Annotated in this window: 14 protein-coding genes; 7 read left to right on the forward strand and 7 right to left on the reverse strand. The window is 66.6% G+C overall.

Annotated features, from left to right (window positions below; translation table 11 throughout):
• Positions 1-58 precede the first annotated feature (58 nt).
• Both R5W23_RS13190 and R5W23_RS13195 read right to left on the reverse strand, forming a co-directional pair.
• Positions 59-826, reverse strand: coding sequence for a metal ABC transporter ATP-binding protein (locus tag R5W23_RS13190; protein WP_320686710.1), 768 nt, complete (start codon positions 824-826; stop codon positions 59-61).
• Positions 823-1,812, reverse strand: a complete 990-nt coding sequence (locus R5W23_RS13195; RefSeq protein ID WP_320686711.1) for a metal ABC transporter substrate-binding protein — start codon at positions 1,810-1,812, stop codon at positions 823-825. Before R5W23_RS13195 ends, R5W23_RS13190 begins: the two co-directional genes overlap by 4 nt.
• 255 nt (positions 1,813-2,067) lie before the next feature.
• Between R5W23_RS13195 and R5W23_RS13200 the strand changes: the two genes are divergently transcribed.
• The 3 genes from R5W23_RS13200 to R5W23_RS13210 all read left to right on the forward strand — a co-directional run bounded on the left by R5W23_RS13200 (position 2,068) and on the right by R5W23_RS13210 (position 4,579).
• Positions 2,068-2,283, forward strand: coding sequence for a hypothetical protein (locus R5W23_RS13200; RefSeq protein ID WP_261188786.1), 216 nt, complete (start codon positions 2,068-2,070; stop codon positions 2,281-2,283).
• Positions 2,284-2,383: 100 nt separating this feature from the next.
• Entirely contained in the window at positions 2,384-3,289 is a 906-nt protein-coding gene (gene xerC / locus R5W23_RS13205) for a tyrosine recombinase XerC (protein ID WP_261188787.1), read from the forward strand.
• A 129-nt stretch (positions 3,290-3,418) separates the two neighbouring features.
• Positions 3,419-4,579, forward strand: coding sequence for a thioredoxin family protein (locus tag R5W23_RS13210; protein ID WP_320686712.1), 1,161 nt, complete (start codon positions 3,419-3,421; stop codon positions 4,577-4,579).
• Between the two features lie 399 nt (positions 4,580-4,978).
• Here the strand turns inward: R5W23_RS13210 and R5W23_RS13215 are convergent, their stop codons facing one another.
• The gene (locus R5W23_RS13215; protein WP_320686713.1) at positions 4,979-5,467 is read right to left on the reverse strand and encodes a SixA phosphatase family protein; all 489 of its coding nucleotides are present in this window, start codon (positions 5,465-5,467) and stop codon (positions 4,979-4,981) included.
• A gap of 197 nt (positions 5,468-5,664) precedes the next feature.
• Here R5W23_RS13215 and typA point away from each other — a divergent pair, with 197 nt between their 5' ends.
• The gene (gene typA / locus R5W23_RS13220) at positions 5,665-7,494 is read left to right on the forward strand and encodes a translational GTPase TypA (RefSeq protein WP_320686714.1); all 1,830 of its coding nucleotides are present in this window, start codon (positions 5,665-5,667) and stop codon (positions 7,492-7,494) included.
• Between the two features lie 131 nt (positions 7,495-7,625).
• On the opposite strand, the gene R5W23_RS13225 is transcribed toward typA, so the two are convergent.
• Positions 7,626-8,129: an HU family DNA-binding protein gene (locus tag R5W23_RS13225; RefSeq protein ID WP_320686715.1), complete on the reverse strand. Its 504-nt coding sequence runs from the start codon at positions 8,127-8,129 to the stop codon at positions 7,626-7,628.
• 93 nt (positions 8,130-8,222) lie between these two features.
• Entirely contained in the window at positions 8,223-9,191 is a 969-nt protein-coding gene (locus R5W23_RS13230) for a hypothetical protein (protein WP_320686716.1), read from the reverse strand.
• A gap of 252 nt (positions 9,192-9,443) precedes the next feature.
• Here R5W23_RS13230 and R5W23_RS13235 point away from each other — a divergent pair, with 252 nt between their 5' ends.
• Positions 9,444-10,853, forward strand: a complete 1,410-nt coding sequence (locus tag R5W23_RS13235; RefSeq protein WP_320686717.1) for a DUF1501 domain-containing protein — start codon at positions 9,444-9,446, stop codon at positions 10,851-10,853.
• A gap of 143 nt (positions 10,854-10,996) precedes the next feature.
• A complete protein-coding gene (locus R5W23_RS13240) occupies positions 10,997-11,851 on the forward strand; it encodes a fumarylacetoacetate hydrolase family protein (protein WP_320686718.1) in 855 nt (284 codons plus the stop codon).
• A 372-nt stretch (positions 11,852-12,223) separates the two neighbouring features.
• Here the strand turns inward: R5W23_RS13240 and R5W23_RS13245 are convergent, their stop codons facing one another.
• Together R5W23_RS13245 and R5W23_RS13250 are read right to left on the reverse strand one after the other, a co-directional pair.
• Positions 12,224-13,036 carry an LOG family protein gene (locus R5W23_RS13245; RefSeq protein ID WP_261188796.1) on the reverse strand — a complete coding sequence of 271 codons (813 nt, stop codon included), beginning with the start codon at positions 13,034-13,036 and terminating at the stop codon, positions 12,224-12,226.
• 47 nt (positions 13,037-13,083) lie between these two features.
• Positions 13,084-13,908 (reverse strand): sugar phosphate isomerase/epimerase family protein, encoded by an 825-nt coding sequence (locus R5W23_RS13250; protein WP_320686719.1) that lies wholly within the window; start codon positions 13,906-13,908, stop codon positions 13,084-13,086.
• Positions 13,909-14,081: 173 nt separating this feature from the next.
• Here R5W23_RS13250 and R5W23_RS13255 point away from each other — a divergent pair, with 173 nt between their 5' ends.
• The gene (locus tag R5W23_RS13255) at positions 14,082-14,909 is read left to right on the forward strand and encodes a DedA family protein (protein ID WP_320686720.1); all 828 of its coding nucleotides are present in this window, start codon (positions 14,082-14,084) and stop codon (positions 14,907-14,909) included.
• Positions 14,910-14,929 lie beyond the last annotated feature (20 nt).

The following is a 14,929-nucleotide window of genomic DNA, read 5'->3' on the forward strand; positions in this document are numbered from 1 at the left end:
GCGATTGGTGGCTTTCGCGGCCCCCGGCCCTCTAGATTCCATCCGCCGGCCGCGTGCGTCAGCTCGTGAAGCGATGCGGGAACAGGCTCATTTCGGCGCCGAAGACGAGTGACATGTTGATCGGCGTAAGAATCTCACTCGGCGGTCCCTGGCACTGAATCGCGCCTCCCCGCAAGCACAGCACGTCGTGCGCGTGGGCCTGGACCATGTTCAAGTCGTGCGACACGAGCAGCACCGTAACGCCGGTCTCGCGGTTGATCGTCGCGATCAGGTCGTAGAACTTTTTCAGCCCGCCGAAGTCGATCCCGGCCGCCGGTTCATCCAGAAGTAGCAGCTCGGGTTGCGGTTCGAGCGCCAGCGCCAGCAAAACGCGCTGGAGTTGCCCGCCCGACAGCCCCTCGACCGGTCGGTTCAGGCAGTTGTCCACATCGACGCGTTTCAGCATCTCCAGGCTTTTGGCCGCGGTCCGCTTCGAGATGCCGAAGAACAGCGGGCGCCGCGACAGCGTCAGCGCCAGGAAGTCCCCGACGGTTAGCGGGAGCCGGGCGTCGAGTGTGAGGCGCTGGGGCACGTACCCGATCGCCTCCGGGTACGGCTTGGAGTGGTCGTGCCCGCAGTGGAACTTGATCTCGCCCTTGTGCGGGTACTCGTTGACCAGGGCGCGCAGGAGCGTCGTTTTGCCGGACCCGTTCAGTCCGATCAGCGCCGTGATCGTGCCGCGCTTGATGTCCGCGGTCACGTTCCGGAGGATCGGCCGCCCGCCCAACTCGACGCTCAGGTTGCGCAGCGACACCAGCGGCGGCGCCGGCGCTTCGGGCTTGATCATTTCATCTTCTCGGCGAGCCGGTCAATGTTGTCGCGCATCTTCTTTTCGTACCAGTCCAGGGCCAGTTCGTCGGGGCGGACCGTTTCGAGCGGGTCGAACTCGACGAGCACCGGGTCCTCGACTCCGCTGGCCACAAGGTCTTTTCGCAGCGTCTCGCCCGAGGAGCTGGTCGAGTACTGCGGCTCGGTCAGGATCACGCGGACCGGAGAGGTCTTCCGGATGCAGATCCGGATCAGCTCTTTCATTTCCTTGTCGCTCGGCTCCTGCCCGGGCTTTTTGGTCAGCACCCCGCGGACGTTGAGCTGGAAGCACTCCTCGAAGTAGGCCAGCGAGTCGTGGAACGAGACCAGCTTCTTGTCCTGCTTGTCTTTGAACTTCTCGACGCCGTACGCCTTCACCGCGTTGAGCTTCTCAATGTAGGCCGCCGCGCGGGATTCGTACCCGGCGGCGTGCGCCGGGTCCTTGGCCTTCAGCTCGTCGCGGATGAACCCGACCAGCTTGGCCGCGTGCGTCGGGCTGAGCCAGACGTGCGGGTCCGTGTCGTGCTTGTGGTCCGCGCCGTGGTCGGCGTGCGTGCAGAACCCTTCGCACAGGTCCTTCTTATCGAGCTTTTCGCCCAGCTCGATGATCTTCATGTTCTTGTTGCCGGACCCGCTCCGCATCACCTCCGCCTTCTTCTCGTCGAGCCCGAGGCCCACCACGAAAAAGAGGTCGGCCTGGGACACGAGCGCGATGTCGTCGGCCGTCGGGTCGAAGTCGTGCGGCCCTTTCGAGGTCATCACGTTCTTGACGACCGCGTCGTCCCCCGCGACGCTCGCCGCGAAGCAGTAGAGCGGCGCGAACGACACCACCACCTTCGGCCCGGCGTGGTCGGCGGGCCAGTTTTGTCCGTTCCGGCCCGGCGCACCGCACCCGGGCACGAGCACCGCGCACACAGCAATCGCGGTCACCAGGCCGGCCGCCTTCAGCAGGAGCGCGCGGTTCATCGCGGGCCTCCGTTGAGAGGGATAACGTCGTAATACCGGGGCAATTTTACCGCGGACCCGGTTAGAAGACAAGTCACACGACGTCAGGAAGCGCGAACGAGCGGTCTCGGTTTCGGCAAAACTGGCGGTATCGGTCGTATGGGTCGCTCAGGCACGAGGCGGGGCTTCGCGTTCGCTGCGCGAATTAGGTTTGAGTTCGGCGGCGCCGGCGGCCGATGTTGCTCGGGTGCGAAGTACCGCGCGGAGGACGGTCGCGTGACGCAGGAGCTCAACGTGCTGGCCTTGATTAAAGGGACCGAGCGGTTCATCTTCGTTTATGACGATCACAGCAAAGACGAACTGATCGACGACATCCGCGACAAGGCGGCGGACCCGGCGGTGGCGCTGAACTGGTTCGACGCCTCGGTGCTCACCGAGCGCGTGCGGAACCCCGCCGCCGAGCCCGACCCCGCGGACCTGCTGGACGAATGATATTGGCGTTTGCTGTTGGAGCACGGCGGCCCCGACCGGACAATCGCGCTGCGGCCCGCGGTGGAATCACGCGCGCCGCGGCACCCCGGAGGCCCGGCCGATGACGCTCGAACAGGGGCTCGCAGACTTTCTCACGCACCTCGGGCTGGAAAAGAACTCCTCCGACAAAACGGTCAAGTCTTACCGCGAGGACCTCACCCAGGCGCTGGGGTTCGTCCGCGACCGGACGAAGAAGGGGCACGTCGCGGTGGGCGACTGGACCACGCGCACCGTGCGATCGTTCGTGTCCTGGCTGCACGAGCAGGGGTACGCCAAGAGCACCATCGCCCGGCGCCTCGCCGCGGTGCGGTCGTTCAGCAAGTACCTGTGCCGCGCGGGCGTGCTCGACGTGAACCCGGCCCTGGCCCTCCGCGGCCCGAAGCAGGACAAGAAGCTCCCCCACTTTTTGACACTGGCGGATGTGCAGAAACTGCTGGCCGCGCCCCCGGCGACCGATTGGGCGGGGCGGCGCGATCGCGCCGTTCTGGAGACGCTCTACGCGTCCGGCATCCGGGTTTCCGAGCTGGTCGGGCTGGACCTGCTGGCCGTTGACTTGAACGATGGTGTCATCACGGTTCGCGGCAAGGGTAAGAAGGAGCGGCTCGCGTTGCTCGGCCCGGACGCCGTGAAGGCGCTCACCACGTGGTACGAGGACCGCTCCGCCCTGCTGGCGCGAACCGGCCAAGAAACCGACGCGGTGTTTCTGAACAACAAGGGCGGCCGGCTCACGACCCGCAGCGTCGGGCGGCTCCTGTCGCACCACCTGAAGGCCGCGGGCCTTGACCCGCGAACCAGTCCGCACACGTTGAGGCACAGTTTCGCGACACACATGCTCGATGCCGGGGCCGACATCCGCGGGGTTCAAGAGCTGCTCGGCCACAAGAGTTTGGCGACGACACAAGTTTACACGCACGTGACCACTCAGCGCCTCCAGCAGAGTTACCAGAAGGCCCACCCGCGCGCATGAGCGCGGGCGGGAGGACGCCCTTCCGGTTGGGTGAGCCGCGACCGCACCAGCCCGGCGGTCGGCGGCGGAGCGTTTGTGCAGCGCCGTTACGCACCAGGGGTTCGCTTCATGTATTGTCCCGACACGCGCATGCGCGTCCTGTTCCCGCTCGTGACCGCCGCGGCGCTGTGGCCCGCACTTCCGGCGGTCGCGCAGCCGGTCCGGCCCGCCGCGCAGCCTCAAATCACGTGGTGGACGGATTACAACACCGCCCGCAAGGAGGCGCAAGACAAGGGACTGCCGCTGCTCATCGTCGTCGGAACGGAGAACTGTTTTTACTGCCGCAAGCTCGAGTCCGGGCCGCTCAAGGACCCCGCCCTCGCGCCGCTCCTCGCGTCCGGCTTCGTCCCGCTGAAGCTCGACGCCGCCAGATCGCCCGAGCTCGCGAAAGCACTGAAAGTTCAGCTTTATCCCACGACCGTTTTGGCCGCACCTGATGGCAAGATTCACGCCTTCATTGAAGGTTACATCGAGACCGCGCGGCTCGCCGAACAGATGAAACGCACGGTCACCGCGGTGAGCACGACGGACTGGGCGGCGCGGGACTTCAACGAGGCGTCGAAGGCGCTCGCGGCCGGCGACTACCCGCGGGCGGTGACGCTCCTGAAGGGCATCGCCAAGGACGCCGGCGAGAAGCCGGTGGGGGTGAAGGCGAAGCAACTGCTGGCCGAGGTCGAGCGGGGCGCCGCCGGCAAGTTGGCGGGCGCGAAGCAGCTCGAACAGCAGGGGCAGACCGCCGAGGCGATGGACGCGCTCGCGGAGGCCGTTCGCACCTACGCCGGCACGCAGGCCGCCGCGGACGCGGCGGTGGCGCTGGCGGACCTCGCCGATAAACCCGGTGTCGTCCAACAGCGCCGCCTCCGGGTCGCGCGGGACATGCTCGCGGCGGCCCGGGACGACTTTCGTGCCGGGCGCCTCTACGACTGTATGCAGAAGTGCGAGCAGCTTGCGCTGGCGTACCCCGAGTTGCCGGAGGCGAAGGACGCGGACCGGTTGCTGGGAGAGGTGAAAGGCAACCCCGAGCGGCTGGCGCGGGCGTGCGAGCAGATGAACGACCGCACCGCGGCGATGTACTTCGCGCTCGCCGAGTCGTGGTCCCAGAAGGGTCAGAGTGCCGAGGCCGCGACGTGCCTGAAGAAGGTGATGGCGCTGTGCCCGAACACGCGCCACGCCGATCTGGCACAAGCCGAACTCACGAAGCTCCAGAGCAAAACCGCTCCCGCCGTTCCGGCGAGCCTGACAAAACCGTAAGAGCCAATGGGATGGGTTCACTTATTACCATGAACCCATCCCGACCCGCACGGCCCCTGTGATACCGCATCCGGTTGGAGAGGAACGGTGTCCTGTAGCCGGCCTTTGTGAGGCCGGCGCGACAACATCCGCATTCTGCCAGCCTCGCATAGGCCGGTTCCAGAATACTGCGCCGCTACGGATCAATCGGGTTGGGTTAGATTCGGCTCACCGCCCGCTTGCTCACCGGAATCTCGTGCAACGGATGAACGGCGGGCTCGGATCGTTCACGTGACGTGGGTCTATCACCCGCGGCACATGTTCGGTTTGAAAATTTGGACCTGATTCGGTGGGAGAACGTTGCGCTCGGCCTTGGAGTGCCCCGGTTACCCGCCGCACGGGTTGCCCGAGGGGTGGCCGTCACATGACCCACTCCGGAGAAACGAACCAACGGAGCCGACCGCTGGCTTTGGCGGGATCGGCTCGGAACTCGATGCAAGCGACAGCCGCCTTGGCGAACGGAACCGCACCCGCCGAGGTGCCGAGCAGCCACTCGGCATAGGTTCCGAGGTCGGGCATGTGGCCCACCGCAACGACGAACTCGCCCGGCACTTCCCCCAAGAATTCAGAAAGCTTGTTCGGTTTGAGCTTTTCCGGCGCCAGCGTGTCGTGTGTGATCGGCCGGACATCCGGTTGCCACACGCTCAGCAGCCCGGTTGCCGTCTGGTAGGCACGCACGAACGGGCTGGACACGACGGCGTCCACCGGGAGTTTGAGCCGGGCGAACGCCTGGGCCATTGCGAGGGTCTGGGCGTTGCCGTTCGGAGTCAGAAAACGGTCGAAATCGCTCGCAGCGCCCGGGGTGCCGAGTTCCACCGCCTCCGCGTGCCGGACCAGATACAAAATCATCCCGCCCTCCGCGCCTGTCACGTGCTCGATGCGGGTTCACGGAATCCACATGCCTTCTGCCCTTCCGCGCGGCCGCCTCAGCTTCTACATTACAAGGAGCGCTTGAAGTCACACAGACCACAGGAGAAGTTCCCGACGCTCCGGCCCCGCAGCGCCCTCCCCCGCGGCACAACCGGACCGGGACACGCACCGTATCCATGAAGCGGAACGACATTCGGAACGTGGCCGTGATCGCCCACGTCGACCACGGCAAAACGACACTCGTTGACCAGATGCTCCGGCAGTCCGGGCTGTTCCGCTCGGAAGAGCTGGACAAACTGGTCGGGGGCCAGCACGGCCTCATCATGGACTCCAACGACCAGGAGCGCGAGCGCGGGATCACCATCCTCGCCAAGAACTGCGGCATCCGCATCGGCGACGTGAAGGTGAACCTGGTCGACACCCCCGGGCACGCCGACTTCGGGGGCGAGGTCGAGCGCATCCTGAAGATGGCGGACGGCGCGTTCGTGCTGGTGGACAGCGCCGAAGGGCCGCTCCCGCAGACCCGGTTCGTGCTCAAGAAGGCGTTCGCCGCCGGCCTCAAGCCGATCGTCATCATCAACAAGATCGACCGCCCGGACGCCCGCATCACGGACGTCCACGCGCTCATGTTCGACCTGTTCATTGAGCTCGGGGCCGACGACGACACCGCCAGCTTCCCGATCATCTACGCGAGCGGCCGGGCCGGGATCGCCACCACCGACATGGCCGTCGAGCCGAAGGACCTCAGCCCGCTGTTCGACGCGATCCTCAACAACGTCCCCGCCCCGGACGTGGATCAGGACGCGCCGCTCCAGATGCAGGTGATGGCGCTCCAGTACGACGAGTTCAAGGGCAAGATCGCCATCGGCCGCGTGTTCGCGGGCAAGATCCGCAAGAACCAGAAGGTCTCCGTCGTCAAGCAGAAAGACGGGACCGTGTTCCCGGACACGATCGTCCAGGTGCTGGAGTTCGACCGCCTCGCGAAGCGCGAGGTCGAGGAGGTCCGCGCCGGCGACATCTGCGCGGTCGTGGGCATCGACGACGCGGACATCGGCGACACCATCTGCGAGTTCGACAAGCCGAAGGCGCTGCCGCCGCTGACCATCGACGAGCCGACGCTGGACATGGTGTTCCGCGTGAACGACTCGCCGTTCGCGAGCCGCGACGGCAAGCCGCTCACCAGCCGCGAGCTGCGCGACCGGCTCGAAAAGGAGCTCCAGCACAACGTCGCGCTGCGGGTGGCGCCGGGCGAGCGCGAGAGCGAGTTCATCGTCTCGGGCCGCGGGCTGCTGCACCTCGGGGTGCTGCTCGAGACGATGCGCCGCGAGGGCTCCGAGGTGGCGGTGGGCAAGCCCCGCGTCATCATGAAGGAGATCGACGGCCAGAAGATGGAGCCCTACGAGCACCTCGTGGTGGAGGTGCCCGCCGAGCACCAGAACTCGATCATGCGGCTCGTGCTGGAGCGGTCCGGCGAGTTCCAGCGGATGGAGACGCACGGGAACACGATGCAGGTCGAGTTCCACATCCCGGCGCGGTCGCTGATCGGCCTGCGGACGCGGATGCTGACCGCGACGCAGGGCACCGCGATCATGCACCACAACTTCCTCGACTACCGCCCGGCGAAGGGGGCCGCGCCCGGCCGGGCGACCGGCGTGTACCTGTCGAAGAACACCGCGAAGATCACCGCCTACGCGATCGACGGCCTTTCGGGGACGCTGTTCGTGTCGCCCGGCGACGAGGTGTACGAGGGGCAGATCGTGGGCGAGCACGGCCGCGACAACGACCTCGTGGTGAACGTGACCGAGATGAAGCCGCTGACCAACATGCGGGCGTCCGGCAGCGACGCGAAGGCCTCCATCAAGCCCGCCGTCAACTTCTCGATGGAAATGGCGCTGGAGTACATCGAGGACGACGAGCTGGTCGAGATCACGCCGGCCGGCATCCGGATGCGGAAGATCCTGCTGAAGGAAGGCGACCGTAAGCGGTCGGGCCGCCAGAACAAATGACCCGACCGCGGTTCGAGCGGGCGCCGCGGCACCCGCTCGGCCCGCGTCTTGTTGGTAACTCGCCCACAACGCGACACGCCCGCTGACAAGTCGGCGGGCGTGTCGCGTTGTGGGTCACGACGCCGAGACGATCAGGTTGCGGCCGGGACATCGGCAACGACCGGTTCGTTTTCGGTTGATACGGATGTGGGTACGCTCCCGGTGACCTCGGACGGCGTCGCGCTGCCGTTCGGAGACGGTGCCGTTTGCGCGAGCGACCGCTCGGCCAACTTGGGGGCCTTTTCGGCTTTCGGTTTGCGCGGCTTCTTCTTCTTGACTTCCGCAACCTTCGCGGACTTTTTGACCTGCTCTTCCATGTCCTTACCGGGCTGGAACGTCACCACGTTCTTCGCCTCAACTTCGACCGCGGCACCGGTGCGCGGGTTTCGCGCTTTACGCGGTTTGCGCTGCTTCACTTCAAACACGCCGAAATTCCGCAGCTCGATCCGCCCCTCCGACACGAGCGTCTCAATGATCGCCTCGAAAGTCCACTGGACGATTTCTTTGGTGGCCAGTTGCGTCAGATTGTGCTTCGGAATCAGGTTCTTCTTGTTGGCTTTGTCGCAGATCGTCTTGACGATTTCTTTCTTGGTCACGAGCGGTGCCCCTGGTGGATCGACCCGTTTTCGTCAAGCGGGAACTGTCCTAAGTCTAGACAGCGCACAGAGTCGCGTCAAGGAAATAGGTCATCAGCGGTGCCGCACGATGGCGGCGCCGAGTAGGAGTAGGGCGGCGAGCAGCACGAGCACCAGTTCCGGCACCGCACGCAGAAGTCGGCCGAGTTGCGCCCGACAGGTGCGACCGCGTCTCAATCGCCGGGTGAGTTTGCGCAGCGCCGCACGCTCACGCTGGAGCAGGACGTGACCGCGGTGCCAGTCCTGGGCGACGGCCTCGCGCTGGGACGGAAGCAACCCGCGCACGGTACCCGGTGCGGATGCTTCGCGCACCAGAGCGAGCACTAGCCCCCCCGGTTGCGGGGCCGGACCGAGCACGAACGCCGCACCGGGAAACGCAACTCGTGCGTCCGTGAGAGCCTGGAGAAATGCGAACACCGCGACCGGCGTTGCGAGCGGCTCGCCGGGGGTGCCGAGAACCGGGCGCAGCGCGTCCCAGGCACGGCTCACCCGGCGCAGGGCCGCGAGCCGGCGGTAGATCGTTCGCCGTTTCAGCTTCGGAGGTTTTGGCGCTCGCCGCGCCTGCGCGGACGAGACGATACGCGCCACCGCAACGGGCCTCGTCTCGGCACGCTCGTCTGGTAGCACCTCACCGAACGGTTCGTCATCTGCGACGACCTCGTAGGGGAGGTTTTGCAGCCGGGCGGCCGAGCGCGGCGCGGGCTCGAGGGGCGGCTCGATCGGCTCGTCATCGACCACCTCGAACGGCGCCGGCGCGATTCCCAGGTGCCGGTCGTAAGCCGCGCGGGTGACCGGGTCGGTCAGGCACACGAGCGCCTGCGCCAGGCGGTTCATCCCCTCGGTCACCGCCTCGGGGTGGCGGATCTGGTGTGGCCGCAACAGTTCCATGCGGTCCAACACGCGAGCCTCGATCTCGCCAACGTCCCCTTCCCCGGGGGCAAACCCGAGCAGCGCGTAGTGGTCCGGCGGCCACACTCCGGGCGGGAGACCGAGCCAGCCGCGTATTGCAATTCCGAGTTCCAAGTTCCAGCTTCCGAGGCGGACTGCGGCCCAGGGCGTTCGCCGTTACGCACACGAATTTGGCTCGAACGGCGCTGCTATTGTGCGTCATGGACGCGGAGCGTGAAACCTGGAATCGGCACGACTGGCTGTTGAGGCGCACCGGCATCACCTGCGAACGCTGACGAATTTTGCTTCAACTCCGTCGTGCCTCACGGCATACTGAACGCACCCGCCGACCCACGCGCTCTTTCCCACCCCGCGCGAGCCCCGCTAATGCTCTCCCTTCTGACCCGCGAGCCCGTATGCCGTAGCGACCGCGTCACCCGGCGCGAGGCGCTCACGATGGGCTCTCTCGGCGCCTTCGGCCTCACCCTCCCGAAACTCCTCGCCGCCGGCGAAGGACCCACGGGAGGCTCACGCCCTCCGCAGGCCCGGAAGCCCAAGAGCGTCATTCTGCTGTTCCTGTTGGGCGCGCCGCCGCAGCAGGAGACCTGGGACCCCAAGCCGGACGCGCCCGCAGAAGCCCGCGGAGATATGGGTGTCATACGCACCGCGACGCCCGGACTATTGGTCGGCGAAACGATGGTGCGCACCGCGCGACTGACCGAGCGCATCGCGGTCCTGCGGGCCTGCCAGACGAACGACAACGCCCACTCCGCCAGCGGCTACTTCATGACCACCGGGCACGCGCACGTTCCGATGCAGGTCGAGAACGCGAAGCCCGGCGCGCCCAACGATTGGCCCTCTCTGGGCGCGGTGGTGAAGAAGGTGCTTCAGCCGCGGTGCACGCTCCCGGCGGCGGTCACGCTGCCGGAGCAGAGCGCGAACGACGGCGGGCTCACCTGGCCCGGCCAGGACGCGGGGTTCCTGGGCCGCGCGAGCGACCCGTGGCTCATCAACTGCGCCCCCGAGCTCGGCACCTTCGAGGTCCCGGGGCTGAGCCTGCCGGCGGACGTGCCGGCCCCGCGGTTCGACGGCCGCAAGGGGTTGCTCGACGCGCTCGACGGAGCACGTCTGGGCTCCGCGGACCGGAGTGGGGGACCGAAGCGGAGTGCCGACGCTCACACGCGCCGGGCGTTCGAGATGATCACGTCGCCGGCGGCGCGCAAGGCGTTCGACCTCGGCTCCGAAGAGCCCCGCGCCCGCGACCGGTACGGGCGCACGCGGTTCGGCCAGTCGTGCCTGCTCGCCCGGCGCCTCGTTGAAGCGGGGGTGCCGCTGGTGCGCGTGAACTGGACCCGCGTGCCGGACGCGCCCAACAACGGGCACTGGGACACCCACAGCAAAAACACCGAGGGCGTGCGAAAGCTCATGCCGGTCCTCGACACCGCCTACAGCGCACTGATCGAGGACCTGGCCGACCGCGGGTTGCTCGACGACACACTCGTGGTGTGGATGGCGGAGTTCGGCCGCACGCCGAAAATCAACGCGGCCGGCGGGCGCGACCACTGGGGGCCGTGCTTCTCGATCGCACTCGCGGGGGGCGGTGTGAAAGGTGGTGCGGTCCACGGGGCGAGCGACAAGCTCGCCGCATACCCCAAGGACGGCCGGGTTCTGCCGCAGGACATCCACGCGACGATTTATCACTGCCTCGGCATCCCGCGCGACACCGAAATCCACGACACCCAGGGGCGCCCGCTCGCGATCTGCCACGGCGAGCCGGTCCGCCAGATTCTGAAGTAGGGCGATGGACGAGCAGCACCGGCTCGCGTCGAGCGACCCGCGGGCGCGACTCGCTCATTGGAAATGCTGCTCGCCCCGAGTGAAGCGGGGCGGGACTGGAATACAACGACGGTACGAAATCCTCTTCACGTGTGGGAGCGGTCATGCAATTCGGGAAAGCGCTACGCGGCGGTCGGGAGACGGTGGTGGCCGTGGAGCGAGGGCTGGTGTACCCGCTCGATCTGGGCCGCAACCCCGCGGTCCGGACGCTGGCCGACCTGCTCCACGCGCCGGACCCGGTTGCGACCGCCCGCGAACTGCTCGACACTAGCGTTACCGCCGACCGGCTCGAAACCACACAGTTCCGGTCCCCGGTGGACCAGCAAGAGGTGTGGGCCGCGGGCGTGACCTACAAGCGGAGCAAGATCGCCCGCGAGGAAGAATCGGTCGGGGCCGCGCAGTTCTACGACAAGGTCTACTCCGCCCCGCGCCCGGAGTTGTTCCTGAAGGCCACGCCGGCGCGCGTGGTCGCCCCCGGCTCCCCGGTTCGCGTCCGGACCGACGCGACCTGGAGTGTCCCGGAGCCGGAACTCGCGCTGGTCATTTCGCCCGCCGGCACGATCGTGGGATACACGATCGGCAACGACATGAGCTCGCGCGACATTGAAGGCGAGAACCCGCTCTACTTGCCGCAGGCGAAGATTTATCGGGGGTCGTGCTCGGTCGGCCCGCTGGTGACCCCGGCCGCCCTGATGCCCGAACTTCCGGGCGTTGAAATTCGGTTGGTGATCGCCCGTGGCGGCAGCACCGCGTTCGAGGGGAGCACCACGCTGGCCCAAATGGCCCGGACAGTCGAGAGCCTCGCCGAGTGGCTGTTCAAGGAGAATGAGTTCCCGCACGGCGCGCTGCTGCTCACCGGTACCGGGATCGTCCCCCCGGACGATTTCACACTGAAATCGGGCGACGACGTGATCATCACCATTGCCGGCATCGGCACGCTGCGGAACCCGGTCGCATGAAGCCCCAGGCCGCACCACAGCGGGCCTTCTGGGCGAACGCGCTCGCCTGGAAGGGGACGTGTTTCGTCTCGCCAGCGCGGGGAATAATCGGCGCGAGCCGCTGACGTGTTGATGGTGGAATTCGCGCGACTCCACAGCGCGAACACCACTTGGCCCGTCCGGCACTCGCGCCAGGGCACTTACAGAGCGCTCGCGATATTGGTGCGGCTACTGACCAACGCATGGTGACCGCGGAGCAGTCGGCCGTCACCTCAGAACTTCCGGTCAGAAGTTGTGAGATCAGCAGGTCATAACGTCACAAGAATTTGCCACCACTGAATTTGTGACTTTACGACTTTCGACGAGCGGACTTGTGACCGGAAGTCCTGCGACCTACTTCCAGCTCCGGAACCACCGGCCGACCCGTTCGCCGAGCCACCACTTCGGCTCGCACTCCGGTCCGTAGCTCAGCCCGAACCGCTTCATCGCCAGATCCGTTACCCCGGACACCACTTCGCCCGGGTCGTCGGACACGATGAGCTGGTCCAAGTCTTCGGGGTTGATGGTCTTTTCATTCACCATCAGCCGGAGCTGATCGACCAGCGGCTTCCAGTAGTCCACGCCCATGAGGGCCACCGGGAAGTGTTCCAGCTTCCCAGTCTGAATCAGGGTCGCGACCTCGAACAGTTCGTCGAGTGTGCCGAAGCCGCCCGGCAGCACGATGAAGGCGTAGCTGTACTTCACCAGCATCAGCTTGCGGACGAAGAAGTACTCGAAGTCGATCCACGAATCGACGTAGGGGTTCGGCTTCTGCTCGTGCGGGAGCACGATGTTGCACCCGATCGAGCGCCCCTTGACGTCCTTCGCGCCCCGGTTCGCGGCCTCCATGATCCCCGGCCCGCCGCCGGTCATGACCGTAAACCCGGACTCCGCCAGGTACCGCCCGGCCTGGCGTGCCATCTGATAATAGCGGTGCTGTTCGCTGAACCGCGCGGACCCGAAGACGGTCACGCAGGGGCCGACGAAATGGAGCTTCCGGAACCCGTATATGGTCTCGCGAAAGATCTTCACGGCTTGCCAGAACTCGAACCGGCGGCGCTGCGGCCCCTGGAGGAACTTCTTCGCCTCCGGGGCCGCTTCACCGGCCTTGCGCAGCCACTCACCCGAGAGTTTGTGGAGGTCTGTTTCAATCACACGGTCTGCCATCGTGGGCACTCCCGTGGCAGACCGGACACCTGATCTGCCACGGGGTATTATTCGCGCGGGATGCCGGCCTCTTGCAGTAAATCCGCCGTGGCGTGGTACGCCTCCGTTACCCACTCGACGATCTTTTCAGGCTCGGGCGAGTATTCCAGCTCGACGCTGATCGCCCCGCTGATCCCCAGTGCGGCAATTTCCTTCAAATACGGTGCGAAATCGACCACCCCGCGGCCCGGCGGCAGGTCGCCGTGAACCTGACCGTTGCAGTCGCTGATGTGAACATGAACCGCCTTGCCCTTCAGCGCGCGCAGCTCTTCGGGCCGCGAGCCGGCGAGGTGCAGGTGCGAAACGTCGATGTTCGCCCGGACGGCGGGGTGGCCCACGTCGTCGATGAACCGCACCATGTTGGGCACGTTGTTCAGCAGCGACAGCTTGAACGGTTCCAGTTCCAGCGCGATGTCCAGACCCAGACCGGCGGCGCAGTCGCCGAGCGTTTTGAGGTGCTCGACGCCGGCGCGCCACTGCTCCGCGGGCGCGATGACCTGCCGCTCCCAAATGTACTCGCCGAGCACCAGCAGCAGGTTCTGCGCACCGAGTTCGTAACAGAAATCCAGGTACGCCTTGCAGCGCGACAGGTGGAACCGCTGGACGCTCGGGTTGAAGTCGATCAGCCCGACCGCGACGCACGCGACGCTGACGACCGGCAGCCCCGCCCGCTCGCACTCCGTGCGGATCAGCTTCCGCTCCTTGGCGCCGGTGTCGAGCGGGTCGGCGAAGATGTCGATGGAGTCGAACCCGATGGCCTTCGTCTGCCGGATGCCGAACGCGGTGCCCTTCCCCGCCTGCGCCCACGCCGAGTTTATCAGTCCGAGTTTCATAGTGCCGATCGCGTTAGGTGGAGAGGGCGCCCGGCCGGTCGCGCGCCCGGACCGCCACAGAGTAAACACAAAACGCGGAACCCCAAACACAAAACCCTGACCGCGCCGCGCGGCCGGTGGTAACTTGATCTGATGGCCCGCGCGCACCGGGCGGGCCCCACGGGTCGTCATTGATGCTCGAGCACCTCAGCGAGTCCGGTTACCACTACCTCGGCGTGTTCACCGCGCTGATCGCCTCGGCGTCCGTCGTCCCGGTCCCGGAGGAGTTGCCCGTCATCACCGCCGGCATCATGGTGGGCCACGGCGACCCGCCGCTGCGGTGGTACATCATGCTCCCGGTCCTGATGGCCGGGGTGGTGATCGGGGACGGCTCGCTGTACGCCGTCGGCCGCATCTGGGGCCGGCGGCTGCTCCAGGTGGGCTGGGTGCAGCGGCGGATCGTGACGCCGGAGAAGCGGGAGCAGATCGAGAAGAACTTTCACGACCGCGGGATCATGATCCTTCTGGGCGCGCGGCTGCTGCCGGGCATCCGCGGGCCGATCTTCGTGATGGCGGGGGTACTGCGGGTGCCGGTCGGGCGGTTCATGCTGGCGGACGTGATTTACGCGATCCCGCTGGTCAACATTATGTTCTGGCTCTCGTACTTCCTCACCGATCAGGTGCTTTACATCTTCAACAAGATCAACGAGTACAAGCCGCTGGTGGTCGTCGCCATCCTGTCCGGGGTGGCCGGCGCGCTGATCCAGAAGTACGTGCTGAGCCGGCACATCTCGACGGGCGAGGCGCCGCACGTGCCCGACATCATCGCCAAGCCCGCGGTCGCGGCGGCGCACGCGGTCGAGAAGGTGGTGGACACGGTGACCGGCCGGCACACCGAGAAAGCGACCGTCGAAGGGCCGCAACACGACGGCGCCGCCGAACAGGAGTTCGGCATCCGCGCACAAGACCCGGCGCCGCCCCAGTCGGGCGACAGCAGCAAGGGTGAGGATCGCGGCAAATGACCCCCCGAGGCGTTCTCGGC

This window comes from Gemmata algarum (genome assembly GCF_034097035.1).
GTDB lineage: Bacteria > Planctomycetota > Planctomycetia > Gemmatales > Gemmataceae > Gemmata > Gemmata algarum.